The organism is Neobacillus sp. FW104-15D2 (genome assembly GCF_058790155.1).
This window is the reverse complement of sequence record NZ_JBYTCJ010000029.1, coordinates 25,462-52,145: the sequence shown is the minus strand read 5'-3', so window position 1 is coordinate 52,145 and position 26,684 is coordinate 25,462. Positions and strand designations below refer to the sequence as shown.

Genomic DNA, 26,684 nt, shown 5'->3' with positions numbered 1-26,684 from the left:
AATGTTACTAAAAGAAAGATATAAAAAATTTTTTTTTGAAAAAACTAGTTGTCAAATTAGAGATAAGCATTATAATTAAATTACATTGTGCAATCGTTTTCACAGAATGAAAGCGCTTATAGTGAATTTCTGTTCAATTAAACGGTTATACACTGCAAAATTTCTTATTTATTCTTCAGGAGGGGTTCAAATGAAAAAGGGGTTATCGATTTTTATGATGATCGTCCTAATGCTAGGTGTATTAGCAGCTTGTGGTCCTAAGAAAGACGACACTAGCAGCAAAAATACCGGCAAGAAGGAGGAAACTTCTGCTAAACCGGAAAAGCTGGTTGTTTGGGAAGATAAAGATAAATCCGGCTGGCTTAAGAAAGTAGCAGCTGATTTCGAAAAAGAAAACGGCGTTAAAATTGAGTTTAAAGAAGTAGAAATGGCTACTAAAATGCGTGATCAATTACGCCTTGACGGTCCTGCTGGTACAGGTCCAGATATCGTAACTTTACCTCATGACCAAGTAGGCCAGGTTGCAACTGAAGGTCTTATTGCAGAATTGAAAGTAGATAGCAAAGTAACTGACAGATTTGCAAAACCTTCTATTGATGCAGAAACTTATGATGGAAAACTTTATGGACTTCCAAAGTCTTCTGAAACACCAGTTTTCATCTACAACAAGAAACTTATGACTGAAGTTCCAAAAACAATGGACGACCTTTACACTTTCTCTAAAGGCTTCACTAAAGGCGGAAATTATGGTTTCTTAGCTCTTTGGGATAACTTCTACTTCGCACACGGCATCATCGGCGGTATGGGCGGATACGTCTTCAAAACTTCTGACGATGGCAAAGTGGATGTAACTGATATCGGTCTAAACAACGAAGGTGCTGTAAAAGGTACTGAGTATATCCAAAAATGGTACAAAGAAGGCTTATTCCCTAAAGGTATCATAGGTGAAAACGGCGGATCTGCAATGGACGGATTATTCGGAGATGGCAAAGCTGCTTCCGTTATGAGCGGTCCTTGGGCATTCCAGCCTTACAGAGACAAAGGAATTGACATTGGTATCACTGCACTTCCAACACTTCCTAATGGCGAGCACGTAAAAACATTTATGGGTGTTAAAGGATGGCATGTATCTGCATTCTCTAAAAATCAGGAATGGGCTACTAAATTCTTAGAGTTCATCACTAACGATGAAAATGCTAAATACCGTTTCACAAAAACTGCTGAAGTTCCAACAAACACTGCTTTAGTTGACGATCCTGCTATTAAAGGGGACGAAGGTGCCAAAGCTGTAGCAGAACAGTCTCAATACGCTGTTCCAATGCCAAACGTTCCTGAAATGGGACAGGTTTGGAAGCCAATGGCTGACTCTCTTCAAACAGTTGTAACAAACAAACAAGCTCCTAAAAAAGCCCTTGATTCTGCGGTAGAACAAATTAAAGCGCAAATCAAGAAGTAATTAAATGGTGGCGGTGCCTCCTCCCTGGAGGTACTGCCCTCTATTTTTACAGACCATGGTTCAGATTCTTTATGAGGGAAAAATACTTTTTTCCTTCATAAAGCCTCTGTGCTTAAAAAATAGTCATTTAGATAAAGAAAGGGGAATATAGGATGTCTGCTGAATTATCCTATCCAACCAAACATCGAAGAACAGCGCTGCTCCTATCACTTATTCCAGGTCTGGGACAGCTCTATAACAAACAATTTTTAAAAGGTGGCGCGTTTCTTGTCCTTGCTGCCGCATTTATCTATGTGTTCAAGGATCTCTTGAATATTGGATTATGGGGATTAGTCACGCTGGGAGAGGAATTGCCACGAGATCATTCTATATTCCTTTTAGTTTATGGGATTCTAGCCATAATTGTTGTTGTTTTCGGTCTTGGCTTTTACGCATTTAACCTGCGTGATGCATTTAAAACAGGGAGAATGCGGGATCACAATGAGCCGCTTTCAACTGTTAAGGAACAATATCACAACCTGGTAGACAATGGATTTCCATATTTAATTATGACGCCAGGATTTTTATTGCTTATCTTTGTTGTAGTTTTCCCGATCATCTTTGTAATTTTACTCGCGTTTACAAACTATGATCTTTACCATTCACCACCTGCTAAATTGGTAGACTGGGTAGGAATCAAAAACTTCTTTGACATTTTTGAGATTGACATTTGGCGTCAGACATTCTTTGGAGTTCTAGCTTGGACCCTTGTCTGGACATTCTGTGCAACAACTCTTCAAGTAGCACTAGGAATTTTCCTTGCCATTATCGTTAACCAGAAGGATGTAAAAGGTAAAGCTATTATCCGTACAGTATTTATCCTTCCTTGGGCAGTACCTGCTTTCGTATCTATTCTTGTTTTTGCTGGTATGTTCAATGAATCTTTTGGTGCGATTAACCGTGATATTCTGGGTTTCTTGCATATCGATGGTCTTCCTTGGATGACTGAAAAGCTATACACTCGTATCGCTTTGATATTAATCCAATCATGGCTCGGATTCCCGTTCATTTTCGCCATGACAACAGGTGTCCTGCAGTCTATACCAGATGAGCTTTACGAAGCAGCTACCGTTGATGGTGCTTCAAACTTCCAAAAATTCAAGAGCATTACACTGCCACTTGTGCTTTTTGCGACTGCACCAATCCTAATCACACAATATACATTTAACTTTAACAACTTTAATCTTATCTATCTATTTAACGGCGGAGGTCCGGCAGAACCAGGGCAAAATGCCGGTGGTACTGATATTTTGATATCCTGGATTTATCGCCTGACAATGTCATCTGCGGAATATTCGAAAGCTGCTTCTATTACCCTGCTGCTTTCCATAATCGTTATTTCAGTGGCGCTATGGCAATTTAAGAGAACGAAATCATTCCAGGAAGAGGATATGATGTAATATGAATATGAAAAGACAAAAATTCACACGACTCACGCTAACTTACTTGGTCATCTTGGCTATGTTTGTTATTATCCTGTACCCAATGGCTTGGATTATTGGTTCATCTTTTAACCCTGGTCAGAGTTTATCAGGTTCAACGATCATTCCTAAGAATGCTTCTTTGATCCACTATAAGGAGCTTTTTAACACAGCTAAAAGCAACTATTTATTTTGGTATATTAATTCCTTAAAGGTTAGTATTCTAACTATGGTCTTCACTGTAATCCTGGTTAGTCTTACTGCTTATTCATTTTCCCGCTACCGTTTTATCGGCAGGAAAAACAGCTTGCTTACGTTCTTAATCCTGCAAATGATTCCAAACTTTGCAGCTCTGATTGCCATTTATATCTTAGGTATGCTGACACATCTAATTGATACTCATATCGGTTTAATCTGTGTATATGTTGGCGGACAAATACCAATGAACACTTGGCTGATGAAGGGTTACTTGGATACTATTCCTAAAGAGCTGGACGAATCAGCAAAAATTGACGGTGCCGGCCACTTAAGAATCTTTTTCCAGATTGTTATGCCGCTTGCAACTCCAATCATTGCGGTAGTAGCACTATTTGCCTTTATTGCTCCGTTTGGCGATTTCATCATTGCAAGTGTATTGCTCCGTACTGAATCTAAATACACATTGGCTGTAGGACTTTACGACCTTGTTGCAAAGCAGTTTGGTGCAGAATTTACTACATTTGCGGCAGGTGCCGTTCTTATAGCAGTTCCGATTGCCATACTATTCCTATCCTTCCAGCGCTACTTTGTTTCTGGATTAACCGCTGGAGGAACAAAAGGGTAAGAAAATTATTTGGACACTGGGGCCAATTAGCTTAAAATATAGTAGGGAAGGGGATCTCCCCCTTCCCTATTTTTAAAGTTTCTTGTCGTTTGGGAAATTACAGATTTTAACCTTGTGGATAACTCGATCTAGGTTATTGTAATCCAGCTCCAGCGCCCAGCCCCTCGGGGTCATAAGCCAAATCACTTCAGAAATCAGGATTTCCTACGTGATTCGTCTTATGCCTGTTAGGGCTAACCAGGGCGCTTGCGCCTTTTGTTCTGCAATACTCAACAAGCAACGGATGCTTTTAGGAGGTAACTTAATAATGGTAAAAAAATTGTCTGCTTTTGCACTGGTTTTAGTACTTCTTCTTTCATCACTACCAGTACAGGCAGCTGAAAAAAAGCAAGATCGAAAATGGCAGGATGAGACCGTTTATTTTTTAATGGTGGACCGTTTTAATGACGGAGATACAAAAAATGATATCAATGTAAATACACTGGATCCTCTTGCGTACCATGGTGGAGATTTCCAGGGAATTATTGATAAGCTTGATTATCTGAAAGATATGGGCTTTACAGCTATTTGGCTGACTCCAATCTTTGATAATGAAGATCCAGGATATCATGGTTACTGGATAAAGGATTTTTACAAGCCTGATGAGCATTTTGGCTCAATGGAAACTTTTCAAAAGCTTGTACAAGAGGCTCATAAGCGCGGTATTAAAGTTATTCTTGATTTTGTTGCCAATCATGTCGGAAAGAATAATCCATGGGTAAACGATCCCACTAAGAAAGACTGGTTCCACGAGCAAAAGGATATTGCTAACTGGAACGACCAAAAGGAACTGGAGAATGGATGGATCTATGGTCTTCCAGATTTGAATACTGAAAATCCTGAAGTGAAGAAATACCTTATCGATGCTGCCAAATGGTGGATAAAAAAAACAGATATTGATGGTTATCGGCTTGATACCGTAAGGCATGTACCAACGGCTTTCTGGTCGGATTTTTCAAAAGAAGTGAAAAAAGAAAAAAAGGATTTTTATTTGTTGGGAGAGGTTTGGTCGAACGATCCTAATTACATAGCTAAATATGATAAAGCAGGAATAGATGGTTTTGTTGATTATCCGCTTAACGACCATCTGCGTACAGCTTTTGCTAAACCAGACCAGACTCTAAGCTGGCTTTTCAATGATTGGGAGAGAAATAAAAAAATCTATGAAGATCCTTATTTAATGGGTAATTTTATGGATAATCATGACACACCTAGATTTACAAGCGATATTGTTCGAAACAGGCAGAACCCGGGAAGCCAATGGAAAATGGCTTTAACTTATTTATACACGGCTCCTGGAATTCCGATTGTCTATTACGGAAGTGAAATTGCTCTCAACGGTGGAAATGATCCAGATAATCGCAGACAAATGAATTTCAGGGCTGACAAGGAGCTGATTGATTATATTACTAAAATCGGCGAGCTTCGCCAGCAGCTTCCTTCTTTAACAAGGGGAACAATGGAAAAATTATACGAAGAAAACGGCATGGCAGTTTATAAAAGAAAGTACAAAAAGGAAACAACTGTCGTTGCTATCAATAATACAAGTAAATCGCAAACGGTTACCTTAAAGGGAAATCAGCTGGCTGAGGGAAAGGAATTGCGCGGACTTCTGGGTGGGGATATGGTAAAAAGCAAAGATGGCTCTTATACGATCATCCTGGATAGGGCGAAAGCGGAAATTTATGTACTTGCCGACAAGACTGGCCTTAATTATCCTCTAATTATATCTGTTGCAGCAGTTTGGGCTGCTTTTGCTGTCTTTATTTTCTTCATTGTTAAAAGAAAGCGGGCCACAAAACAATAGGGCTTATTGAAAAAGGGGATTTATCATGGCAGATGATTCGAGCTCAGCTATCCAGCCAGGAATGAATGATATAAATGCGCTGACAGAATACTTGAGTATAGGAAGAGTTCTCCGTTTCTTGAAGGAAGAACAAGGCATTTCTATTTCTACTGAATCAGGAGAGTTAAAGCTTATTTTTATTCGGAAAGATATTGTTAGATTTGTCATTAATTTTTTCGGGGAGACAAACCTTGCTTCAAGTCAAGCTGTCATTGGAAAGCAGGAGAAGGTTGATTTTAAGGTAGAAGAAAGCGAAAACTTCATAGTCTGCCAAACCTCTCAGTTAAAGATTTATATAAATAAAGTTCCATTAAACATAAAGGTTTACGATTATCAAGACCGTGAGATTGTCAGTGATGGTACACATGGGATGGCGTATTCTCATAGAAAAGAAGTTGTTTGTTTTAAAAAAATGGATGAAGAGGATTTCTTTTATGGGTTTGGAGAAAAATCAGGGTTTCTTAATAAGCGCGGGGATAAACTCACAATGTGGAATACCGATGTTTATTCTCCCCATAATCCTGAAACGGATGCACTATATCAGTCCATTCCATTCTTTCTGACAATGAGAGGAGGGAATACGCATGGGATCTATTTTGACAATACCTTTAAAACTGTGTTTGATCTCAAGTCAAGTCAAACAGAATATTCCTTTAAGGCAGAAGGCGGGCAGCTTGATTACTATCTTTTTGCCGGACCTTCACCTAAGGAGGTATTGGAACAATATACTTTCCTGACCGGGAGAATGCCGCTTCCACCTAAATGGGCGATTGGCTACCATCAATCCCGGTACAGCTATGAAAACGAGAAAGAAGTCTTGGCCTTGGCCGAAGCCTTTAAAAGTAAAGGGATTCCTCTCGATGCCATATACCTAGATATTCATTATATGGACGGTTACAGGGTATTTACTGTGGACCGGCAAAGGTTTCCCCATTTTGAAGAGATGGTCTCAGAGCTTAAGGAGGCCGGTATCCGTATTGTTCCGATTGTAGATCCAGGAGTTAAAGAGGATCCTGAATATCCGGTTTATTCAGAAGGAGTAAAGAAAGATTACTTTTGCCGATACCTAGAAGGTAATATTTATTTCGGTGAGGTTTGGCCTGGCAAAAGCGCCTTTCCTGACTTTGCCTCTTCCCCTGTTAGAGAGTGGTGGGGGGAACAACACCGCTTTTATACAAATACAGGAATCGAAGGCATCTGGAATGATATGAATGAACCAGCTGTTTTTAATGAAACGAAAACGATGGATTTAAAGGTTCTCCATAACCAGGACGGGAGCCCTAAAACGCATAGAGAGTTTCACAATCTTTATGGCTTGATGATGGGTGAGGCAACGTATTCCGGCATGAAAAAAGAGCTTAAAGGCAAGAGACCGTTTTTGCTAACAAGAGCAGGCTTTGCGGGCGTCCAGCGATATTCAGCTGTCTGGACAGGAGATAACCGGAGTTTTTGGGAACATTTGCAAATGTCCATTCCTATGATCCTTAATCTTGGTTTATCCGGAGTCACTTTCTCAGGTCCTGATGTTGGAGGCTTTGCCCACGATGCAAGTGGAGAATTGCTCGCAAGGTGGACACAGGTGGGAGCCTTCACACCGTATTTCAGAAATCATTCTGTCATTGGCTCAGTTCGTCAGGAGCCTTGGTCATTCGGGGAGAAATACGAAAAGATTATTAAAAAGTATATTGAGCTTCGATACCTTTGGCGTCCTCAGTTATATACATTGTTTGCTGAAGCAAGTTTGAAGGGTACACCCGTCATGAGGCCACTCTTTTTCGAGTATCCCCATGACACCAACACCTATCAGATTTCGGATCAATTTATGCTTGGCGAAAATGTAATAGTTACACCGGTCATGCAGCCAGGCGCTAAACACCGGGCAGTTTATCTTCCTGAAGGTTCCTGGATTGATTATTGGACTGATAAAGTATGGGAAGGCGGCACATACCATTTAATCCAGGCTGAATTAGATATTTTGCCTATTTTTATTAAACAGGGGTCGGTTATTGTTTTGGGAGAGCCTAAACTTACTTCAGAAAAAAAAGAGAAAAGAATTCAGCTTCATATTTACTTTAAAGAAAATGAGAAGGCTGTTTATCAATTTTATGATGATGATGGAAGCTCTTTCGACTACGAGTCTGGAAAATATATTTTAGCTGATTTTGAAATTACCATGTCCGGTGAAAATCAAATTCATATAAATGTTAATAAAAAAGGAAGCTATAAACCGGATTGGCGCGAAATAGAAATCGCCATTCATGGTATATCAGAAAAATGGAATATTTTAATCAATAGAAAACCATTCCTGGCTGAAAGAAAGAGCAATCAAAAAGTTATTTTTACTTTATAATATTAATTAAGAATGTAGTAACTTCTTTGAAAGAGGTGAAATAAATGGCTGTTACGATTAAAGAAGTTGCAAAATTGGCTAATGTTGCTCCTTCAACTGTTTCAAGGGTCATTGCCAATAGTCCCAGAATAAGTGAAAAAACAAAGAAAAAAGTAAAAGAAGCGATGGAGCAGCTAGGATATCATCCTAATTTTATAGCAAGAAGCCTGGCCAGCCAGTCAACTCAGGCAATTGGCCTTGTAATGCCAAGCTCCGGTGATGTGGTATTCCAGAATCCTTTTTTCCCGACAGTCCTGCAGGGGATAAGTGAAGGTGCACACGAGAAAAACTATGCTCTTCATATGACAACTGGTAAATCGGAAGATGAAACCCTTGATGCTGTTATTCATATGGTCCAGGGCAGAAGAGTGGATGGAGTGGTCCTTCTTTACTCTAAAGTCGAAGATAAGGTGATTTCTTATCTAAAGGGAAGGGACTTTCCTTTTGTAGTGGTTGGAAAACCATATAAGCATGTAGAAGAAATTACGCATGTTGATAATGATAATTTCAGGGCAATGAAAGAAGCAACAGAATATTTGATAGGTCTGGGCCACCATGAAATTGCATTTATCGGGGGCAGCTTGGATTTAGTGGTAACTGTCGACCGCTTATTAGGCTATGAGAGGGCCTTGAGAGACGCAAATATTCCTCTTCGGAATGAATATATTGTTCAAGAGGAATTTCTTCGTGAAGGCGGACAGGAAGCTGTTGCAGAACTTATGCAGTTAAAAGAGCATCCTACAGCTTTGGTTGTTGCCGATGATTTCATGGCATTAGGTGTGTTAAATACACTTGATGAACTGGGAATCCGAGTTCCGGAGGATATCTCTATAGTCAGCTTCAATAATGTTTTGCTGGCAGAAATGTCAAAGCCGCCATTAACTTCAGTTGATATAAATATTCTTGATCTTGGATATCAGGCATCCAAAAGCTTAATCCAAAAAATTGAAAACAATAATGAGCCAACCAAACGGATAATTATTTCTCATAACCTGGTTGAACGACATTCCTGTTCAAAATTATAATAAGAAAAAACAAGGCATAGCACTGCTATGCCTTGTTTTTATTAGAAAATAATGTTCGTTAACCATTCACTACTTTTCCTCCATTAACGTGGATCATCTGGCCTGTAATATAGGTGGAGTCATCAGACGCAAGGAAAACATAGCTTGGTGCCAATTCGTAAGGCTGCCCAGCTCGTCCCATTGGTGTGTCTGTACCGAATTTTGCCACCTGGTCTGCAGAAAAAGTTGAAGGGATAAGCGGAGTCCAGATTGGTCCTGGGGCAACTCCATTCACTCTAACGCCTTGCGTAGCCAGAGACATCGATAATGACCTTGTGAAGGTTACAATAGCACCTTTGGTCGAAGAGTAGTCGATCAGTTGTTCATTGCCTGCATATGCAGTAATGGAAGCTGTATTAATAATGGAAGCACCTTTGCTCAAATGAGGCAGAACAGCTTTTGTTAAGTAGAACATAGAGAAAATGTTTGTTTTGAACGTTCTTTCTAGCTGCTCGGCACTAATATCAAGAATGCTTTTTTGCGGATGCTGTTCACCTGCATTATTAACAAGGATATCAATTTTTCCGAACTCATCCATTGTTTGTTGAACTGCATCCTTACAGAAGGACTCATCGCCGATATCCCCCGCAATAAGAAGGCACTTTCGCCCTTCAGCCTCAATCAGCTGTCTGGTTTCTTTGGCATCACTATTTTCTTTTAAATAAATAATCGCTACATCGGCACCCTCTTTTGCAAAGTAAATAGCGACAGACTTTCCAATACCACTATCACCGCCAGTAATAATGGCGGTCTTATTTGATAATTTGCCGCTGCCTTTATAGGAAGGATCGACTGATACTGGTTCAGGATTCATTTGCCCTTCTGTACCTGGCTGCTGGTTTTGGTGTTGGGGTGGAAATCCATTTTTTTGCTGTTCACTATTGCTTGACATAAAAATCCCTCCATTTTTATAATTCCTATATTCATAATTCCTTTTTATGGGTAGAAAAAACATGGAAAAACAAGGAAGAGGACAACTTTAGGATTGAAGTGCCAGTTGATTTGGGGGGAAGGAGGCTTAATATAATCGCATGAAGGACTTTTGACGGGTTTGGGACCGAGCTTTGTACTCGAAACGGGCACACCGATGTATGCAATCCCGATATCGACAATCATCACAATATAAAAAACGAAAGAGTAGTCACTCTTTCGCTGTAGAAAACTATTATCTGTAATTAATAAATTGAACATCGACTGTCAGATCTGCTTCTCTCACTGCTGAAATAATTTTTTGCAGGTCATCACGGCTTTTTGCGCTAACCCTGACCTGGTCGTCCTGAACCTGGCTTTTTACCTTAACTCCACTATTTTTAATAATAGTGTTTATCTTTTTTGCATTTTCTTTATCGATACCCTGTACCAGTTTCGCGCGCTGACGGACAGTGCCACCAGAAGCTCTTTCAATTTTACTGTAATCCAAATTTTTAATTGGTACATTTCGTTTAATGAGTTTCCCAAGAAGTACATCCTTCAGTTGGTCAAGCTTGTACTCGTCATCTGAAACCAGGACGAGCTCCTCTTTGTCGAGGGTAACCTCACTTTTGCTGCCTTTAAAGTCATAACGGGTTTGTATTTCTTTCATTGTTAGCGTTATTGCATTTGTCACTTCTGAAAAATCAACTTTGGATACAATATCAAATGAGCTGTCTTTGGACATAAAAGCCCTCCTGTTCTGGAATATAAATCATAGATTATTTCCTTATATGGCTTCATTATAGTAAAATATAGCAATGCTAACAACCTGGTTGAATAAACTGAGGTGAAATAGAGGAGGTAACAAATTGTCATTAGTAGAATTAACCGGTACAACTACCGTTTTAGAGGTTGCCCGTATAGCATCATTTGGTTATTTTTTGACAGACGGAACGGAAGATGTATTATTGCATAGCAATGAAACAGATCGTGAATATGAGGAAGGGGAATCGGTAGAGGTTTTTCTTTATCCTGATTCACATGGACGATTATCTGCATCAACTAGAATTCCTCCCATTACTGCGGGAAATTACGGCTGGGTAACCGTGAAGGATAAAACCCCTGGACTTGGAGTGTTTTTGGATATTGGCCTTCAAAAGGATTTATTACTTGGCCAGGATGATCTTCCAGTACATACAAGTGTATGGCCAGAACCGGGTGATATGCTTTATGTTACTTTGAAAACGGACAGAAATTACCGGATTTATGCAAAGCATGCGACTGACCCGATCATCGAGGAGATCTCAACGAAAGCTGACCGCAAAGACTTTAACAAAAATGTACAGGGACATATTTACCGCACCGCTAAGGTTGGAAGCTGGATTTATACAATTGAAGGATATAAAGGTTTTATTCATGAATCCCAAAGGCAAAAGGAGCCTCGCCTCGGACAAAAGGTCGAGGGAAGAATAATAGATATTAAAGAAGATGGAACCATAAACGTATCGCTGCTTGCGAGAAAGCAATCTGCTCTTGATGAGGATTCAGAAATGATCTATGACTATCTTCTATCACGAAATGGCGCAATGCCATTCAATGATAAGAGTATGCCGGAGGATATTAAGGAACGCTTCCAGCTTAGCAAGGCTGCGTTTAAAAGAGCCCTTGGAAAGCTAATGAAGGATGGCAAAGTATATCAGGAAGGCAGCTGGACCTATAAGAAAGAATAAAGAGCAGGCATGGTGCCTGCTCTTTATTCTTGTCTTAAGCTTTTATTCGCAAGTCTTATTTATGATCTGTTTTCTTTGAATACGAGTTTTTCCCGGCTTGACGGTTTTTCTCGCGCATCATATTTTTTTCGTGGTTCATGGCATTATGGTCCTGTGCTTTTTTGTCATTATCAGAAGTATGCGGCATAAAAAGGCTCCTTTCCGTGATTTCACAAATAGTTTCTGCACGGAAGGGAGCCAGTATGTAAGAATTATGATGGCAATTGATTTAAAAAGAAAATTGCGATGGTTCCAGGGCCTGTATGTGCGCCAATTACAGAACCAATAGATGAAATATAAACTTCTTTTGGACCAAATTCTTCGATTATCAACACTTTTACCTCTTCGGCTGTCTCTAGGTCATCTGCATGGCTGATCCCGATAACCTGCTGATCTAATTGAGAGCCTCTTTCTTTCATGATATCAAGCATCCGGCGCAGGAGTTTCTTCTTGCCGCGAAGTTTTTCCAGGGGTACAAGCTTTCCATCTTCCATATTTAAAAGAGGCTTTATATTTAACAGACCGCCAAGAAAAGCAGAAGCTTTCGAAACCCGGCCGCCTTTAGCCAAATATTCAAGATCGTCTACGGTAAAAAGGTGTTCCATATGTTCGCATCTAAAAATAACTTCTCTTTTAACTTCTTCTCTTGAAGCATTTTGCTCAGCAAGCTTTACTGCTTCTTTTACCACTAAGCCCTGTCCAATTGAAGCACATTTAGTATCAATAATATCAAGCTTCAGGTCAGGGTATTTTTCTTTGACTTGTTCGAGTATCATGACAGCTGTCTGATAAGTACCGGACAATTGGGATGAAAGGGCAATATAAACGCCTTCTTCATTATTTTCCGCCATTTTTGTAAATACCTCTTCAAACATTAAAGGAGAGACCTGGGATGTTTTAGGTAAATTTCCTCCTCTAATAAAATCATAGACAGTTTTTGGTGAAATTGTTCTTAAATCTTCGTATTCCTGACCATTTATTTCAACCTTAAGGGGTAAAAGAATCACGTTGTTTTCTTCATAAAATTCAATAGGCAAATCACATGCACTGTCTGTCAGTATCTTTACTGCCATATCCTCACCTGCTTTCTAGCTAATCGTTTTTACTTCAAGTTTATCGGACTCGCATAAAAAAAACAATTACCTGTAATGAGAATTAGGAAAAAAGGGCTAAATAATGAATGAAGCTGCATTTTTATCGGGGGTATTTCAAAATGGTTGTTATGGAAGTGAAAAAACTTTCTGTTGTCCTGATAGGTTCATTTTTAAACGCAATGGCGATGAATCTATTTTTAATTCCAGCAAATATATATGCGAGCGGCTTTACAGGAATAGCGCAGTTATTGTCCAAAATCCTCTCTAATACATCCTTCCATCTTTCTACAGGAATACTGCTGCTTCTATTAAATATCCCTGTTACGATCCTTGGATGGCTTAAGGTGGGAAAGTCCTTTACATTATATAGTTTTATCAGTGTTTTTCTAAGCTCCTTATTTCTCGAAATTATTCCTGTTAAACAGGTTTCACATGATATTCTTCTAAATGCGGTATTTGGGGGAGTAATTGCGGCTGTTGGAATAGGCTGGACATTGAAGTGGGGGGCATCAACAGGCGGATTGGATATCGTCGCCATGATACTTTCAAGAATGAAGGACAAGCCGGTCGGTTCATATATTTTTATTCTCAATTCTATCATCATTCTAACTGCAGGGCTTTTATATGGCTGGGAAAAGGCTCTTTATACATTAGTAGCACTTTATACCTCTACAAAAGTGATTGATACGATTCATACAAAAAATGAAAAACTGACAGCAATGATTGTTACCAAAAAAGGCGAAGAGTTAAAAAAAGCTATATATGCTAAGCTGGTCCGTGGAATCACTGCCATTCCAGCTAAAGGTGCTTTTACAAATGAAAACAAGGACATAATGATGATCGTTATAACAAGGTATGAATTATTTGATTTGGAAAGAATAATAAAAGATGTAGATCCTCATGCTTTTACAAATATTATCGAAACAACCGGGATATTTGGTTTCTTCCGAAAAGATTAATAATAGGAGGTACATAAATGAAAGTCTTACTTGCCTTACTAGTACTTTTTACCGCTGCAGGGCTTCCAGTGTTTTCGGATATCACTGGGCATGATAAAAAAACCTTAGCAGTGGCTGATGCAAAGACGGAAGCCCCTCAAAAATTTAGAAATGTACGGAGTGCCGGTAAAAATGGCCGGTACATAATAACAGGTGAAGTTAGGATAAAGGGAGGGGAATTATTTTACACAGTAGAGGATGGGCACAACGAACTGGCAAAAGGAGTTGTACCTATAAGAGCAAAAGAGTGGACATCATTTAAATTTGAAATAAAGATTCCTCAAGTAAAATTACCCCAAAATGGATCAGTGGTTCTTTATCTATATGACAAGGAACCGAACGAAACTAATCCATTTCCTGTTCTTTTGGAGCAAAGAAAAAGCTGACACAAAAACGTGTCAGCTTTTTTTGATATAACCAGAGTTATATCCAGCTCAGCAGCCAGAGTCCTGCTTGCATCAAGTATGACTGTTAGCTAGTGTCCATCCCACTCGTGGCTAGAATAAGACAACATACTCCTCATGTTGTCTAGCTCATTGTAGGGGGGATCAAGGTCATAAGCTAATCCGAGGGGAGGTTAAAGAACAACCCCGACGGCAAGTCTTATACTTTTTCAGGGATGCAGGTCAGAAAGGTGTTGCCACAGGACGTGGTGATTTTACCATCATCCTCTGCCATACGACACTTTCAAGCCGCTTTCGCTTTTCTTACTCAAGCTCGTTTTGCATCTCATGGAGTTGAAGCTGTTCAGCCGAAGTAGAATTTGCATATGCAGAACTTAATGCATTTTTAGCTTTTTCAACTGCTTCGGGCCTTTCAGCTGGGCTGGCCGTGTTAGCCATCTCTACAAATCTGCGTGCCTCTTTGAACAATCGGTTACCCATCCTTAAATACCTCCAAGTGCGGAATCATGTACATTGGCCATCTTCTGGGCCTCCGCCTCGGCATAGGTCATGTGGTAGGGGATTCGTTCAGAATGCTTGGAAACCGTATCTTTTCCTTGCTGGACAAAGCGTTTTGATTTGTTTCGTTTACCCATTCGAATTCCCTCCAATAATAGAGCTCTGATTGAAGCAGTGCTGCTTCGTTTATAGTATGCCCTTTTTGGGAGGGTTCATTGATGTAAAATCCATTTACTTTAAATTTAACAGGTCCTTTAGATAGTGGCCGATTCCATCTTCTTCATTGGTCAGCGTAACTTCATTGGCAATGTTTTTAAGCTGATCAATGGCATTTCCCATAGCAATGCCCCGGCCTGCATACTCAATCATTTCCAGGTCATTATCTTCATCGCCAAAGGCAATCATTCTTTGGGGAGGGATCTGGAAGTATTCAGAAGCCCTTTTCAAACCAACAGCTTTGTTAAGCCCCTTACGTACAATTTCGATAACGTGCCAAGGTGCTGCCCAGCGCCTGTGTTCAATAACTTCTGCGTGAACATCTGTTAGATGCTTCCTAATTAATTCCACATCCTCCTCTTGTGAATGGATAAGCAAACTGGTAGGAGAATCCTTTAAAAGGTTAGCTAAATCACCAGATGTAATTTTGGGATTGCCAAAATTAAAAATATCGAGCAATTTTTCATCGTGATAATGAAAATAAACCTCATCAATTACCTCAGCAATAATATTGTGGAACTTAAAAGAACGGCAAGCTTCAACAATATCCTTTGCCACCTTAATATCAAGTGGTGTATGGTACTGACCCCAGCCCGGGTCAAGGGGATGGTGGACAAAAGCGCCATTAAAATTAACAACTGGTGTATCCAGTTCTAATTCATGGTAATAAAGTTCACTTGACCTAAATGGCCTTCCAGTGGCAATCATCACCACATGACCTTCTTCACGTGCTTTCTTCAAAACATCTTTTGTAAAAGGGGATATTGTCTTGTCGTCTTTTAATAAAGTTCCATCTAAATCCAAAGCAATTAAGTGTCTCTCTGTCATAAGTTCTCCTTTTCAACTGAAAGTGAATGTTTAGGAAAAAAGTTTTCTTCATGTTACACTACACATATAAAATCATTTTTTAGTCCTATAGTAACTATGTTAACAATTTTATAGCAAACCTGTAAAAAAATTCACTTAAAAAGCTTCAGAAAAAAGATATAATTTACAGGAATCCATAGGGGGTTTAAAGTTTGATCCTGATTCAAAATGAACGTATTGAAAGTATTCCCGTTCTGCACCTGGTCAATCAGGAACAGCAGACAGAAAAACTCCCGCTTGTTTTCTTTATTCATGGTTTTACGAGCGCCAAGGAAAATAATCTTCATTATGCTTATCTGCTTGCTGAGAAGGGATTCCGTGTTTTATTGCCAGAAGCCCTTTATCATGGGGAAAGAGAACTGGTATTAAAAGAACAGGATTTATATATCCGTTTTTGGGAAATCGTATTAACCACCATTCATGATTTAAATGTGTTAAAGGAGCACTATGTTTCCCAAAACCTAATTGACGTAGACCGGATTGGAGTTGCCGGAACATCAATGGGAGGAATTGCAACCCTGGGAGCACTGACCCAGTATAAATGGATAAAGGCAGCCGTAAGTTTAATGGGGATGCCAGCCTATGAAGAATTCTCCCGCTTTCAGCTTGAACAGATAAGGAATCATGGTCACCGTATTCCATTCTCGGAGGAGGAAATTGACCGCCAGCTTTCAATGCTGCGTGTATATGACTTAAGCATTCAGCCGGGAAAACTTGAAGGTCGCCCACTATTATTTTGGCACGGCAAAAAGGATGATTTTGTCCCTTATTCGTTTGCTTATGAGTTTTATCAAAATATAGCTGGGGATTATAATGGGCATCCTGAAAAATTGAAGTTTATTACGGATGAACGCGCTGGCCATAAGGTTAGCCAGAAAGGCGTAAAGGCTACTATTGATTGGTTTAGTAAATTTTTATAAATAAAATATAAATTGGAGTGATTGAAATGGATGAAGAATTAAAAGAAAATTTACTTGGTGCACTGGAACTTGTAATCGACCCGGAACTCGGCGTAGATATCGTGAATTTGGGGCTTGTTTATAATGTAGAACTGGATGAAGAAGGAACAGTAACAGTAACCATGACCTTAACTGCTATGGGCTGTCCGCTTGCAGGAACAATCGTGGATCAGGTTAAAAGGGCCCTTGCTGATATTCCTGAAGTTAAAAATACAGAAGTAGATATTGTTTTCAACCCGCCATGGAACAAAGATATGATGTCCCGCTATGCCAAAATAGCGCTTGGCATTCGCTAAGAATGGAGAATTCCAATGAAAAATAAAGTTATTCTTGTTTCATCTGATCAGCTTGGAAGGGGAGAAAAAGAACTTGGTGAAGGAGTTCTGGAAACCTTTTTCACTTTGCTAAAACAGAAAGAGGACCTTCCTGCAGCAATCTTTTTTATGAATAGCGGAGTTTTTGCCCTTACTGATGACTCCTTCTCCTCTGTCCATATTAAGGAGCTCGAAGAAAAAGGCGTTGACATTCTAGCCTGCAAGACATGTGTTGACTATTACAAAGTGGAAGATAAATTAGCTGCTGGAAAAATCAGCGGCATGGGCCATTTTATTGAATTAGCTGCCCAATATGAAGTAATAACAATATCTTAATATCTGCTGACTTTATAGACCGCTTGTGAGGGTCTATGGGGTCAGTTTTTTTATTTGTTGAGGAATAGAGCGTTGCTTTATAAAATTAAAGTCCGTTTTTTTAGGGTTAAATTCAACTTTTTCGTTGATATACAGGCGGTTAGGCTTAAAAATAGAAAAATTTCTTCTTCTGGGTCATAATTTGTGAACAAAAGCTTACTGGAAGAAGGAAATCCACGATTTCGAAAAGGAAATGCACGAATTAGGAAAGGGAATGCATGACTTTGGAGAGGAAATGCACGTTTTTGGAAAGGGAATGCACGATTTCGGAGAGGAAATGCACGTTTTTGGAAAGGGAATGCACGACTTTAGGAGGGAATGCACGACTTTGGGAAGGAATGCCCAAACTCGGAGGTACGCCAACGTACGAGGAAATGCCCAAACTCAGAGGTATGCCCCAACGTCCGAGGAAATGCCCAAACTCAGAGGTATGCCCCAACGTCCGAGGAAATGCCCAAACTCGGAGGTGCGCCCCAACGTACGAGGAAATGCCCAAACTCAGAGGTATGCCCCAACGTACGAGGAAATGCCCAAACTCGGAGCTGCGCCAACGTACGAGGAAATGATCAAACCCGGAATGACCAGAATAAGAAGAGGCCAAAATCCTCAACCACCAGACATCATTTTCTAATACTTAATTCAGCTCCGCCCCTTACCTCTCCTGATCTTCACAATTCAGACAAAGAACTTTTTCTGGATGTGAGCAAGTTCACTTTGCTGCCATGAGGACACCTATATAATACATAGTATCATGCTGTTATTAAAAAATGGCGGCAGATATCAGGAGGCGAGTCAAATGGTTATTAGCCGGGACTTTAACAAGGATCCATTTATCGTAATTTGGGAATTGACCAGGGCATGTCAATTAAAGTGCCTTCACTGCCGGGCGGAGGCTCAATATAGAAGAGATCCTAGAGAATTAACCTTTGAAGAAGGCAAGCAATTAATTGATCAAATATATGAAATGAATAATCCAATGCTGGTATTTACCGGCGGGGATCCATTAATGAGGGAAGATGTTTTTGATATCGCTAAGTACGCGGTGGAGAAAGGGGTCCGTGTGTCGATGACACCGAGTGCAACTCCTAACGTGACTAAAGAAGCAATTCAAAAAGCGAAGGAAGTGGGCCTGGCAAGATGGGCATTTAGCCTGGATGGTCCTACTGCAGAAATTCATGATCATTTCAGGGGAACAGCGGGCTCCTTTGACCTGACACTAGAAAGGGTTAAGTATTTGCATGAACTAGAGATTCCAGTTCAAATCAATACAGTTATATCCCGTTATAATATCGATCACTTAGACGAAATGGCTAAAGTTGTGGAAGATTTAAAATGTGTGCTTTGGAGCGTATTCTTCCTCGTACCTACCGGAAGAGGTCAAACTTCCGATATGATTTCGCCCGTTGAGCATGAAAAAGTATTCAGGTGGCTTTACGACCTTAGCAAACGAGTGTCCTTTGATATTAAAACAACTGCTGCTCAGCATTACCGCAGAGTTGTAATTCAGCAAAAAATGAGAGAGGCCAAAAACCAAACAGCACATATTGAATATTTAAGTGCTTTGACTAAAGAAGGACTGACCGGATCAATTGATGGGTTAGGCCGGGCTCCTAAGGGAGTCAACGATGGAAATGGATTTGTTTTTATTTCTCATATAGGTGACGTTTATCCAAGCGGCCTCCTTCCAATAAAAGCAGGAAATATCCGAGAGCAGCCTTTAGCTGAGATTTACAGGGATTCTCCCATTTTCCAATCACTTCGTAACCCGGACCTATATAAAGGTAAATGTGGAGTATGTGAGTTCCGCCATGTTTGCGGTGGCTCACGCTCAAGGGCATATGCCATGACAGGCGACTATCTTGAAAGCGAGCCTTTCTGTGTATATATTCCAAAAGCTCTGCGTGAAAAACAGGAACAACAGTAAAGAAAAGCGGATGCATTCGCTTCGAATAAATATAAATAACAAGACAAAAAAGGGGATGGCTGGCCATCCCTTTTAAATAAATGCTCTTTACTAAGAGATTGTTGAAATTTGAAGAAGCCAACCTCCTTCGCCACAGAATATTCGAAGAAGCCAACCTTCAGCTCGTCGCAAAGCTAAAAGTGCTGTACACAGATGCATATCATGAAGTTATTTACAGGCAGTAGATTGATTTTCCGCGGAAAACGAGCACCACCGAATTTAATCGGGAAATTAAACAGAATAAAAACAACAAAAGGGATGGTTCACCATCCCTTTTTACTAAAAGACCTATTCAATATTACAATAAACTGCCGGGCAGTTTTCACAGCCTATTTCCTCTTTAAGATATTGCAGATCGAGTATAGTTATTTTTCCGCGTTTTACAGATATGATATTATCTTTCTTTAATTCATTTAGGATCCTGTTCGTACTTTCTCGGGAAGTGCCGCAGAAATTTGCGAGCTCCTGGTTTGTAAGTGGCAAGTCAATTAAGATCCCATCGGTTTTATGGATTCCGTAGCTATTCGACATCCGGATAAGAGTTGAGAAGAGTGCTCCGCGTTTACCATTTAGTACAAGATCACGAAATTTAGTTTGAGTTTTTCGGAAATGATCGCTCATCCATTTCATAAATTCGAAGGCAAGAGTGCTGTTTTGGAAAATTTCATGCTCCAATACGTCTTTTCGAATGGCTACAATGTCCCCTTCTTCAAGAACCTTTGCGCTTAACAGGTACTTTGGGCTAGAAGTAAATAAAGTTAATTCTCCGCAGATATCATTCTCTCCACATATACGAAGAGAAAGCTCTCTGCCATCAGAAGTAATTTTACTTATTTGAACCTTTCCAGAAAGAATAATGTATAGTTCATCTGCATTCATTCCCTCCTGGAAAAGGAAGGTTCCTCTTTCGCTTCTAAATTTCCTGTCTGCAAAACGCAGTAATTCTTTTATTTCTATTGAATGGGTAGGCTTCATTTTCGTAACCATTTCGTCACCTTCTCTTTGTTATTTCCGTAAGCTCATGTATCCATCATTTTAATTTGAATGTAAAAATTAGTTGTTAACCATATTCTATAACAGGAAGAAGCAAAAAATAGGGGTTAACAATGACAAAATAGTGAAAACTTATTAAAAAACATTCGAGATGTAACATTTATCCTTTACAATAATAAACGAGGCATAAAAAGTGATTACTTTTAATACATAAGGGAAAATAGATTATACCAGCTTATATCCATAATGTTGTTATAGCTCTTAATCTCTTATTTTGTTATCATTAAAGGGAATGAACTATCAGCCAAATGAAAACTATTTGTTAATATAAGCAAGAAATAAGTTTCTCACTATATTGGAGTTGATGGAATTGCAAAAGTCCATTATTAAAGATAAATTGAACAGGCCTCTAAGAGATCTGAGAATATCTGTAATCGATCGCTGTAACTTTAGATGTCAGTATTGCATGCCCGCAGACGAGTTTGGTCCTGATTTTGTATTTTTGCCTAAAAGTGCATTGTTATCCTATGAAGAGATTGAGCGTCTTGCTAAGATATTTGTCAGTCTAGGCGTTGAAAAAATCAGATTGACAGGGGGAGAACCTCTGCTTAGAAAAGATATGCCTGTCCTTGTAGAAAAACTATCAAAAATCGAGGGACTAAGCGATATCGGCCTAACCACAAATGGGGTGCTTTTGCCAAAATTGGCTGCTGATCTAAAAAAGGCTGGTCTGAAAAGGGTCAATGTCAGTCTGGACAGCCTCAATGATGAGCTTTTTGGAAAAATTAACGGCCGCGGCGTCGGTGTACAGCCTGTACTAGATGGCATTAAAGCCGCTCAGGCAGCAGGGCTTGGCGTTAAAGTTAATATGGTTGTCAAAAAGGGTCTTAATGATTCAGAAATAATCCCTATGGCAGAGTTTTGCAAGCAAGAAGGCCTCCAGCTGCGCTATATTGAGTTCATGGATGTTGGCAGCACTAACGGCTGGAAGATGGATGATGTTATTACCAAGAAGCAAATATTTGAAATGTTAAAGGGAAAATTTGAACTGGAACCTGTTGATCCGGATTATTTTGGCGAGGTAGCTAAAAGGTATAGATACAAAGGGACTGATATTCAGGTAGGGTTTATTACTTCTGTATCTGAATCCTTCTGCAGCAGCTGTACACGATCCAGACTCTCAGCGAACGGCCAGTTGTTTACATGTCTGTTTAATGGTAATGGCCATGATATCCGAAACTTCATGCGAAACGAGGCAACGGATGAAGAAATAGCTGCACGAATAACCGGTATATGGAACGGACGAACTGACCGGTATTCCGATGAAAGAACAGCAGAAACAATTACTAATAGAAAGAAAATAGAAATGTCCTATATAGGCGGCTAAACTCCCTTTTTAAGGGAGTTTTTATTTTTCACCAATGCAAAAACCTCCTGTCAATTGGAACCAGGAGGTTTTCTTCTTTAAGTATAGTCGCTGTTAAAATTCGTAAAACTCCTCTTAAAATGCATTTCCACTTCCTTTGTGCACAGTTTATTCAAGTTTTATTGTCCTGCGAAAAAGCGAGCGAGGAGGCTCCGCGGACAGGGGTGGATTTTAACGAATATCAACAAACAAGATTAACAAAGTTAATTATAAATAGCGGGGAAATAAGATATTATTTTCCATATGGACATGATTAAAGGTTTCTCCCTCAAGCATTTCCAGCCGCTTATAGACTAAGCGGTAGGTACCGCAGGCATCCATGGGTGGATTAAAGTCAGAAGTAACGTTTCTAAGTTCTTTTAAAAGTGACCCGGCATGGTCATGCTCTTTTTCAAGTTCCCTAATAGAGTTTAAAGCTTCCTGCAGTTCATCTTCATTTAAACCTTCTAATTTCTGAATTAAAGGGAATACCAATTCATCTTCTTTCGCAGTGTGCTCCAGCATTTCTTTTTTAAACTCATAAAAAAGTTCATACATGGTTAATAGCTCTGGATGATTCCCTCCATGAACACGTGATACTTTGGTTACATATGGGCTAAGGTTAGCCAATTCTTCCAAAAGAGGGCGGTGGTATTTGTCGATTACATGGTTAATGATGTCATTAGATTCTTTATCCATCCAGGCCTTCCAGTCAATTTCTCCAGTTTCTCTTTTTTCATATACCTCTGTAAGGTTACCAATTAATTGATCCAGGGAAACTCCTGCCCCGGTTGCAGCTTCCTTTAAAGGAATATTGCCGCCGCAGCAAAAATCGATGCGGTTTCGTTTAAAAACATCGCTAGATTTTGGCAATTCGTTTACAATATCTTTTACCAGTGTATTTTCAGTGAATGGAATAGTCATTTTTTAATTTCCTCCTTACGTTTCTTGATTTTAGGATAACGGATTTGAAATGGTAACCGGGTGACCTAAATCACACTAATCAAAAATTTTTCAGTATTTTTATCATTTTTGTGAACTCTGTCATAACCTGCCTATTCCTTGCTTTGCTATGATGATTCTGCAGAGTGAAGGGGGAATACAAGGCGTTTGCCATGCAAAGGCCTGTGGAGTACGCTTATAATGGATAGGAATATAGGAAATGAATGTAAAAAGAAATAAAAAGGTTTGAATTGCAGGAGCTGATGATTATGTTTGAAAGAAGAACTGCCATTTCAATTGGAGAAGCCGTAGAAAAAGTAATGGAGTATAGGTTAACAGGAAAAACGGAAATGGTTTCTATTAATGAAAGTTTTGGACGCTTTTTATCAGAAGATTTAATAGCGACAAGTGATGTGCCTCATTTTAACAGGGCCCCTTATGATGGTTTTGCAGTACGTTCCGTTGATACAGTTGATGCTTCACAAAGTAACACGGTTGAATTTGAAGTAATTGACCATATAGGCGCTGGAATGGTTTCAGAAAAAAAACTAAATGAATATCAAGCTGTTCGAATTATGACTGGTGCAATGATGCCAACTGGTTCGGACGCTGTTGTCATGTTTGAGGTAGCTAAAAGCTATGAAAAAGACGGAATACCTTTTATGTCTATAAAAAGAAGCTTTAAACCTGGTGATAATGTATCTTTTCGTGGTGAGGATGCGAAAGAAGGAACTGTCCTCGTTGAAAAGGGAACATTAATTAATCCTGGAATTCAAGCCATGCTTGCTACATTCGGCTATGAAAAAGTCCCAGTAGCAGCTAAGCCAAAGGTGGGCCTTTTTGCAACCGGGACTGAACTCCTGGAAGTAGATGAACCACTTGAACCAGGAAAAATAAGAAACAGCAATTCTTACATGATTGCTGCACAAATTGAGCGTGCCGGGGGAAGTGTCCAATACTTTGGAAAGCTTCCTGATGAATTTGATACTTGTTTTGAAGCAGTTAAAAATGCTATTGATTCCGTTGATATTCTCGTTACCACTGGAGGAGTTTCAGTGGGTGATTTCGATTATCTTCCTGAGATATATGATAAATTGGGCGCAGAGGTACTTTTTAATAAGGTAGCGATGAGGCCCGGGAGCGTAACAACAGTTGCCCAGAGTAATGGCAGGCTACTATTTGGCCTGTCAGGCAATCCATCTGCATGCTATGTTGGGTTTGAGCTTTTTGCACGTCCAATAATAAGAGGGATGCTTTTTGCACCCAAACCACATTTGCGGAAGGAAAAAGCAATCCTCGATGTTGCTTTTCCAAAAGCAAACCCATTCACAAGATTTGTACGAAGCGCTTTAACCATAACCGAAGGAAAGTTGACCGTCTCACCAAGCGGATTGGATAAATCTAATATTGTAATGAGTCTTGCGGGAGCAAATTCATTGATGATACTTCCGGGCGGCACCAGGGGATTTGAGGCGGGAATGGAAGTTGATGTACTTATGCTTGAGGATCAGGAAGGAAGTCATTGGCCTTGGTAAAACCTTTAATCATTCAGGTTGCCGGATATCAAAACAGTGGTAAAACAGCAGCCATTTCAAGGGTGATAAAAGAATGGTCGCACAGAGGAAAAAAAGTTGTTACCATTAAACATCATGGCCATGGCGGAAAACCAGAAGTTGCGGATGAGAAGGATTCCACCCGCCATATTTTATCGGGGGCGGCTGCTTCTCTTGTAGAAGGGGAAGGCCGTCTGGTGTTACAGGCGGAAAAAACCACCTGGAGCCTTTCTGAAAAAATTAAATTAATGAAGGAGTTTTATCCCGATATTATCCTAATTGAGGGACATAAACAGGCAGAATTTCCAAAAGTGGTAATGATAAAAGATCAGAAGGATTTAAAACTCCTATCTTCTCTTGTAAATATTATTGCTATAGTTTACTGGGATGAGGATGTCCTTATAAAATCTGGCTTAGCTGCTAAATACCCCCGATTCAATATTAAGGATTCCATATTGGAGAAACAGCTGATTGATCTTCTTCAGGAAATTCATAAAAATGACACTAAAAGGTAAAAGGAAATGTGATAAGCTTCACTTTTTTTTGTTTTGCGCTCGCTTATATTGGAGGTAGCAGGAAATAAGGAGTGAAAAAGATGAAGCTTTTTTTACCAAAACAGCACGGTGCCTGGGCAATGCTTATTGTTCCCTTTTGGCTTGGTGTGATTGGATCACATTTTATGTGGGAACATATCCCGTTTTTTATCGGCTGGGTCTTTTTATATCTTGCCACTTATCCTATGTTGCTTTTATTTAAAAGAAAGAAGATCCAGTTTTATATAAAATGGACACTTATTTATATAATTCCAGCTATTCTTTTATTATTAGTTCCCTTGTTCACAAGGCCATCAATAATTATTTTCGGGCTTGCGATGATCCCATTGTTTGCGATTAATGCTTATTTTTCATCAAAAAATAAAGACAGGGCACTGACAAATGATATTAGTGCGATTATTGCTTTTGCTATTGCTGGGCTTGCGAGTGCCTATATGGCAGATGGTACGGTAACCATCGATTCTTTTCTTCTCTTTAGTACATCGATTCTTTTCTTTTTGGGAAGCACTTTTTACGTTAAAACAATGATCCGGGAAAAAAAGAATCTTCAATACAAGTGGATTTCATGGTCATATCATCTTCTTGTTCCAACGCTGTGGATTTTCCTTGGCTTATGGATCGCGGCATTTGCCTATATCCCTAGCTTGCTAAGGGCCATTGGCTTTTATGGAAAAAGCATTTCCGCTAAGCAGGTTGGGATTTACGAAATAGTGAATGCAGCCCTTTTCTTTATCCTGATGGCAGTGCAGGTTTTTAAATTTTAGGCGTTATCTCTTACTAAGGCTCATGTGTCTGTTAAGAAAATGAAGGCTAAAAGCCGCCGCAAACTATGGCAATACTCTTCTGATCCATTCCCGATTAGAAAAATAAGCCGGCCCCAGAGGGCCGGCTTATTCAATACAGCATATATCCTTTGAACAGTTTTCACAATCAATTTCTGTTTTTAAAGTATCCAATTCATGAATTGTAATAATACCTTTTTTTACAGATATTATTCCCGATCTTCGTAAGTCGCTAAGCAGCCTATTGACTACTTCCCTGGAAGTACCACAAAAATTAGCTAGTTCCTGATTTGTTAGAGGCAAATCAAGAATAATACCATCCTCTACTTCTCTTCCATAGCTATTTGAAAGCCTTATGAGTATCGAATACAAAGCTCCTTTTTTTCCATGAAGAACTAAATCCCGAAATTTGGTCTGTGTTTTAAGATGCTGAATGCTCATCCACCTCATAAACTCAACGGCCAAATCATGATCCTTGCTAAGCTGTTCTTCCAGATGTTCCTTTAAAATAACAGCGACTTCACCGCTTTCTGTCACTTTGGCACTAAGATAGTATTTTGATGAAGGCATGAAAAGATTAGCCTCTCCTGCCAAGTCACCCTCCGAACAAATCCGGAGAGTCAATTCTCTTCCGTCTGGTATGCTTTTACTTAATTGAAGCATTCCTCGTTTAATTATATAAAGCTCCTCTGCGGGGGCACCTTCCTGAAAAAGTAAGCTTCCCTTTTCCATTTTTCTTACATGGTGAACGGTTTTGAGCAGTTCATGTAAATCCAATGAAATATCAGTTAATGAGTGCATGCTATTACCACCTTTAGTTCCAAAATAGCATAAGACAAAACAAGACAAATTACCTATCAAAGTAGATATTACTGTAATTATATTGTTTATTAGTGGAAATACAACGGCTTTAGAATAAGATTCATACAAAAGACATAAATTTCTCAAAATAAAGATAAAATTACAACTATTCCTTGGGAAATATTTGTCGAAAAAAAGGACCCTATAA

General features: G+C 39.5%; 27 protein-coding genes. 17 read left to right on the top strand and 10 right to left on the bottom strand.

Annotation, left to right across the window (positions count from 1 at the left end):
* Positions 1 to 190: 190 nt before the first annotated feature.
* The 6 genes from AC3WR0_RS19915 to AC3WR0_RS19890 all read left to right on the top strand — a co-directional run bounded on the left by AC3WR0_RS19915 (position 191) and on the right by AC3WR0_RS19890 (position 9,038).
* Positions 191 to 1,456, top strand: coding sequence for a sugar ABC transporter substrate-binding protein (locus tag AC3WR0_RS19915; protein WP_492553943.1), 1,266 nt, complete (start codon positions 191 to 193; stop codon positions 1,454 to 1,456).
* A gap of 152 nt (positions 1,457 to 1,608) precedes the next feature.
* Complete coding sequence (locus AC3WR0_RS19910; protein WP_492553942.1) at positions 1,609 to 2,895, top strand: sugar ABC transporter permease; 1,287 nt, start codon at positions 1,609 to 1,611, stop codon at positions 2,893 to 2,895.
* A gap of 1 nt (position 2,896) precedes the next feature.
* Entirely contained in the window at positions 2,897 to 3,739 is an 843-nt protein-coding gene (locus tag AC3WR0_RS19905) for a sugar ABC transporter permease (protein ID WP_492553941.1), read from the top strand.
* Between the two features lie 307 nt (positions 3,740 to 4,046).
* Entirely contained in the window at positions 4,047 to 5,585 is a 1,539-nt protein-coding gene (locus AC3WR0_RS19900; protein ID WP_492553940.1) for an alpha-amylase family glycosyl hydrolase, read from the top strand.
* 25 nt (positions 5,586 to 5,610) lie between these two features.
* On the top strand, positions 5,611 to 7,974 hold the full coding sequence (locus tag AC3WR0_RS19895; protein WP_492553939.1) for a glycoside hydrolase family 31 protein: 2,364 nt from the start codon (positions 5,611 to 5,613) through the stop codon (positions 7,972 to 7,974).
* Between the two features lie 44 nt (positions 7,975 to 8,018).
* Positions 8,019 to 9,038 carry a LacI family DNA-binding transcriptional regulator gene (locus AC3WR0_RS19890; RefSeq protein WP_492553938.1) on the top strand — a complete coding sequence of 340 codons (1,020 nt, stop codon included), beginning with the start codon at positions 8,019 to 8,021 and terminating at the stop codon, positions 9,036 to 9,038.
* Positions 9,039 to 9,096: 58 nt separating this feature from the next.
* Here AC3WR0_RS19890 and AC3WR0_RS19885 read toward each other — a convergent pair whose 3' ends face one another.
* Entirely contained in the window at positions 9,097 to 9,969 is an 873-nt protein-coding gene (locus AC3WR0_RS19885; RefSeq protein ID WP_492553937.1) for an SDR family oxidoreductase, read from the bottom strand.
* Between the two features lie 273 nt (positions 9,970 to 10,242).
* Entirely contained in the window at positions 10,243 to 10,734 is a 492-nt protein-coding gene (locus tag AC3WR0_RS19880; RefSeq protein WP_492553936.1) for a YajQ family cyclic di-GMP-binding protein, read from the bottom strand.
* 124 nt (positions 10,735 to 10,858) lie between these two features.
* Between AC3WR0_RS19880 and AC3WR0_RS19875 the strand changes: the two genes are divergently transcribed.
* On the top strand, positions 10,859 to 11,719 hold the full coding sequence (locus AC3WR0_RS19875) for a CvfB family protein (protein ID WP_492553935.1): 861 nt from the start codon (positions 10,859 to 10,861) through the stop codon (positions 11,717 to 11,719).
* A 55-nt stretch (positions 11,720 to 11,774) separates the two neighbouring features.
* Here AC3WR0_RS19875 and AC3WR0_RS19870 read toward each other — a convergent pair whose 3' ends face one another.
* Together AC3WR0_RS19870 and AC3WR0_RS19865 are read right to left on the bottom strand one after the other, a co-directional pair.
* Entirely contained in the window at positions 11,775 to 11,906 is a 132-nt protein-coding gene (locus AC3WR0_RS19870; RefSeq protein ID WP_081680081.1) for a DUF3941 domain-containing protein, read from the bottom strand.
* Positions 11,907 to 11,970: 64 nt separating this feature from the next.
* Positions 11,971 to 12,831: a DegV family protein gene (locus AC3WR0_RS19865; protein WP_492553934.1), complete on the bottom strand. Its 861-nt coding sequence runs from the start codon at positions 12,829 to 12,831 to the stop codon at positions 11,971 to 11,973.
* A 140-nt stretch (positions 12,832 to 12,971) separates the two neighbouring features.
* Here AC3WR0_RS19865 and AC3WR0_RS19860 point away from each other — a divergent pair, with 140 nt between their 5' ends.
* Both AC3WR0_RS19860 and AC3WR0_RS19855 read left to right on the top strand, forming a co-directional pair.
* Positions 12,972 to 13,811 carry a YitT family protein gene (locus AC3WR0_RS19860; protein ID WP_492553933.1) on the top strand — a complete coding sequence of 280 codons (840 nt, stop codon included), beginning with the start codon at positions 12,972 to 12,974 and terminating at the stop codon, positions 13,809 to 13,811.
* 17 nt (positions 13,812 to 13,828) lie between these two features.
* Positions 13,829 to 14,236, top strand: a complete 408-nt coding sequence (locus AC3WR0_RS19855; protein ID WP_492553932.1) for a hypothetical protein — start codon at positions 13,829 to 13,831, stop codon at positions 14,234 to 14,236.
* A gap of 321 nt (positions 14,237 to 14,557) precedes the next feature.
* On the opposite strand, the gene AC3WR0_RS19850 is transcribed toward AC3WR0_RS19855, so the two are convergent.
* The 3 genes from AC3WR0_RS19850 to AC3WR0_RS19840 all read right to left on the bottom strand — a co-directional run bounded on the left by AC3WR0_RS19850 (position 14,558) and on the right by AC3WR0_RS19840 (position 15,796).
* Positions 14,558 to 14,734, bottom strand: coding sequence for a DUF3813 domain-containing protein (locus AC3WR0_RS19850; RefSeq protein ID WP_081680080.1), 177 nt, complete (start codon positions 14,732 to 14,734; stop codon positions 14,558 to 14,560).
* 2 nt (positions 14,735 to 14,736) lie between these two features.
* Positions 14,737 to 14,889: a hypothetical protein gene (locus AC3WR0_RS19845; protein WP_166030536.1), complete on the bottom strand. Its 153-nt coding sequence runs from the start codon at positions 14,887 to 14,889 to the stop codon at positions 14,737 to 14,739.
* Between the two features lie 94 nt (positions 14,890 to 14,983).
* Positions 14,984 to 15,796 carry a Cof-type HAD-IIB family hydrolase gene (locus AC3WR0_RS19840; protein WP_492553931.1) on the bottom strand — a complete coding sequence of 271 codons (813 nt, stop codon included), beginning with the start codon at positions 15,794 to 15,796 and terminating at the stop codon, positions 14,984 to 14,986.
* A gap of 191 nt (positions 15,797 to 15,987) precedes the next feature.
* Between AC3WR0_RS19840 and AC3WR0_RS19835 the strand changes: the two genes are divergently transcribed.
* From AC3WR0_RS19835 to AC3WR0_RS19820, 4 genes are all read left to right on the top strand, one after another.
* A complete protein-coding gene (locus AC3WR0_RS19835) occupies positions 15,988 to 16,755 on the top strand; it encodes a prolyl oligopeptidase family serine peptidase (RefSeq protein ID WP_492553930.1) in 768 nt (255 codons plus the stop codon).
* Between the two features lie 26 nt (positions 16,756 to 16,781).
* Positions 16,782 to 17,090: a metal-sulfur cluster assembly factor gene (locus tag AC3WR0_RS19830; RefSeq protein WP_492553929.1), complete on the top strand. Its 309-nt coding sequence runs from the start codon at positions 16,782 to 16,784 to the stop codon at positions 17,088 to 17,090.
* 15 nt (positions 17,091 to 17,105) lie between these two features.
* Positions 17,106 to 17,444, top strand: coding sequence for a DsrE family protein (locus AC3WR0_RS19825; RefSeq protein WP_492553928.1), 339 nt, complete (start codon positions 17,106 to 17,108; stop codon positions 17,442 to 17,444).
* An 835-nt stretch (positions 17,445 to 18,279) separates the two neighbouring features.
* Positions 18,280 to 19,407, top strand: a complete 1,128-nt coding sequence (locus AC3WR0_RS19820; protein ID WP_492553927.1) for a TIGR04053 family radical SAM/SPASM domain-containing protein — start codon at positions 18,280 to 18,282, stop codon at positions 19,405 to 19,407.
* 327 nt (positions 19,408 to 19,734) lie between these two features.
* Here the strand turns inward: AC3WR0_RS19820 and AC3WR0_RS19815 are convergent, their stop codons facing one another.
* Positions 19,735 to 20,433 (bottom strand): Crp/Fnr family transcriptional regulator, encoded by a 699-nt coding sequence (locus AC3WR0_RS19815; protein ID WP_492553926.1) that lies wholly within the window; start codon positions 20,431 to 20,433, stop codon positions 19,735 to 19,737.
* 376 nt (positions 20,434 to 20,809) lie between these two features.
* Here AC3WR0_RS19815 and moaA point away from each other — a divergent pair, with 376 nt between their 5' ends.
* Positions 20,810 to 21,826: a GTP 3',8-cyclase MoaA gene (gene moaA / locus AC3WR0_RS19810; RefSeq protein ID WP_492553925.1), complete on the top strand. Its 1,017-nt coding sequence runs from the start codon at positions 20,810 to 20,812 to the stop codon at positions 21,824 to 21,826.
* Positions 21,827 to 22,072: 246 nt separating this feature from the next.
* On the opposite strand, the gene ric is transcribed toward moaA, so the two are convergent.
* A complete protein-coding gene (gene ric / locus AC3WR0_RS19805) occupies positions 22,073 to 22,768 on the bottom strand; it encodes an iron-sulfur cluster repair di-iron protein (protein WP_492553924.1) in 696 nt (231 codons plus the stop codon).
* Positions 22,769 to 23,055: 287 nt separating this feature from the next.
* On the opposite strand from ric, the gene AC3WR0_RS19800 reads away from it, so the two are divergent.
* From AC3WR0_RS19800 to AC3WR0_RS19790, 3 genes are all read left to right on the top strand, one after another.
* The gene (locus tag AC3WR0_RS19800) at positions 23,056 to 24,321 is read left to right on the top strand and encodes a molybdopterin molybdotransferase MoeA (RefSeq protein ID WP_492553923.1); all 1,266 of its coding nucleotides are present in this window, start codon (positions 23,056 to 23,058) and stop codon (positions 24,319 to 24,321) included.
* Positions 24,309 to 24,854, top strand: a complete 546-nt coding sequence (gene mobB / locus AC3WR0_RS19795; RefSeq protein ID WP_492553922.1) for a molybdopterin-guanine dinucleotide biosynthesis protein B — start codon at positions 24,309 to 24,311, stop codon at positions 24,852 to 24,854. Before AC3WR0_RS19800 ends, mobB begins: the two co-directional genes overlap by 13 nt.
* Before the next feature lie 80 nt (positions 24,855 to 24,934).
* Positions 24,935 to 25,657 (top strand): YwiC-like family protein, encoded by a 723-nt coding sequence (locus AC3WR0_RS19790; RefSeq protein ID WP_492553921.1) that lies wholly within the window; start codon positions 24,935 to 24,937, stop codon positions 25,655 to 25,657.
* Between the two features lie 126 nt (positions 25,658 to 25,783).
* On the opposite strand, the gene AC3WR0_RS19785 is transcribed toward AC3WR0_RS19790, so the two are convergent.
* Complete coding sequence (locus AC3WR0_RS19785; protein WP_492553920.1) at positions 25,784 to 26,476, bottom strand: Crp/Fnr family transcriptional regulator; 693 nt, start codon at positions 26,474 to 26,476, stop codon at positions 25,784 to 25,786.
* Between the last annotated feature and the right edge of the window lie 208 nt (positions 26,477 to 26,684).

Coding starts and splice junctions, on each gene's coding strand:
- AC3WR0_RS19790 (WP_492553921.1), top strand. CDS start 24,935: ATGAAGCTTTTTTTACCAAAACAGCACGGTGCCTGGGCAATGCTTATT.
- AC3WR0_RS19915 (WP_492553943.1), top strand. CDS start 191: ATGAAAAAGGGGTTATCGATTTTTATGATGATCGTCCTAATGCTAGGT.
- AC3WR0_RS19900 (WP_492553940.1), top strand. CDS start 4,047: ATGGTAAAAAAATTGTCTGCTTTTGCACTGGTTTTAGTACTTCTTCTT.
- AC3WR0_RS19800 (WP_492553923.1), top strand. CDS start 23,056: ATGTTTGAAAGAAGAACTGCCATTTCAATTGGAGAAGCCGTAGAAAAA.
- AC3WR0_RS19840 (WP_492553931.1), bottom strand. CDS start 15,796: ATGACAGAGAGACACTTAATTGCTTTGGATTTAGATGGAACTTTATTA.
- AC3WR0_RS19865 (WP_492553934.1), bottom strand. CDS start 12,831: ATGGCAGTAAAGATACTGACAGACAGTGCATGTGATTTGCCTATTGAA.
- AC3WR0_RS19890 (WP_492553938.1), top strand. CDS start 8,019: ATGGCTGTTACGATTAAAGAAGTTGCAAAATTGGCTAATGTTGCTCCT.
- AC3WR0_RS19820 (WP_492553927.1), top strand. CDS start 18,280: ATGGTTATTAGCCGGGACTTTAACAAGGATCCATTTATCGTAATTTGG.
- AC3WR0_RS19855 (WP_492553932.1), top strand. CDS start 13,829: ATGAAAGTCTTACTTGCCTTACTAGTACTTTTTACCGCTGCAGGGCTT.
- AC3WR0_RS19880 (WP_492553936.1), bottom strand. CDS start 10,734: ATGTCCAAAGACAGCTCATTTGATATTGTATCCAAAGTTGATTTTTCA.
- AC3WR0_RS19860 (WP_492553933.1), top strand. CDS start 12,972: ATGGTTGTTATGGAAGTGAAAAAACTTTCTGTTGTCCTGATAGGTTCA.
- AC3WR0_RS19885 (WP_492553937.1), bottom strand. CDS start 9,969: ATGTCAAGCAATAGTGAACAGCAAAAAAATGGATTTCCACCCCAACAC.
- AC3WR0_RS19785 (WP_492553920.1), bottom strand. CDS start 26,476: ATGCACTCATTAACTGATATTTCATTGGATTTACATGAACTGCTCAAA.
- AC3WR0_RS19870 (WP_081680081.1), bottom strand. CDS start 11,906: ATGCCGCATACTTCTGATAATGACAAAAAAGCACAGGACCATAATGCC.
- AC3WR0_RS19910 (WP_492553942.1), top strand. CDS start 1,609: ATGTCTGCTGAATTATCCTATCCAACCAAACATCGAAGAACAGCGCTG.
- AC3WR0_RS19895 (WP_492553939.1), top strand. CDS start 5,611: ATGGCAGATGATTCGAGCTCAGCTATCCAGCCAGGAATGAATGATATA.
- AC3WR0_RS19815 (WP_492553926.1), bottom strand. CDS start 20,433: ATGGTTACGAAAATGAAGCCTACCCATTCAATAGAAATAAAAGAATTA.
- AC3WR0_RS19845 (WP_166030536.1), bottom strand. CDS start 14,889: ATGGGTAAACGAAACAAATCAAAACGCTTTGTCCAGCAAGGAAAAGAT.
- AC3WR0_RS19830 (WP_492553929.1), top strand. CDS start 16,782: ATGGATGAAGAATTAAAAGAAAATTTACTTGGTGCACTGGAACTTGTA.
- AC3WR0_RS19850 (WP_081680080.1), bottom strand. CDS start 14,734: ATGGGTAACCGATTGTTCAAAGAGGCACGCAGATTTGTAGAGATGGCT.
- AC3WR0_RS19905 (WP_492553941.1), top strand. CDS start 2,897: ATGAATATGAAAAGACAAAAATTCACACGACTCACGCTAACTTACTTG.
- AC3WR0_RS19825 (WP_492553928.1), top strand. CDS start 17,106: ATGAAAAATAAAGTTATTCTTGTTTCATCTGATCAGCTTGGAAGGGGA.
- ric (WP_492553924.1), bottom strand. CDS start 22,768: ATGACTATTCCATTCACTGAAAATACACTGGTAAAAGATATTGTAAAC.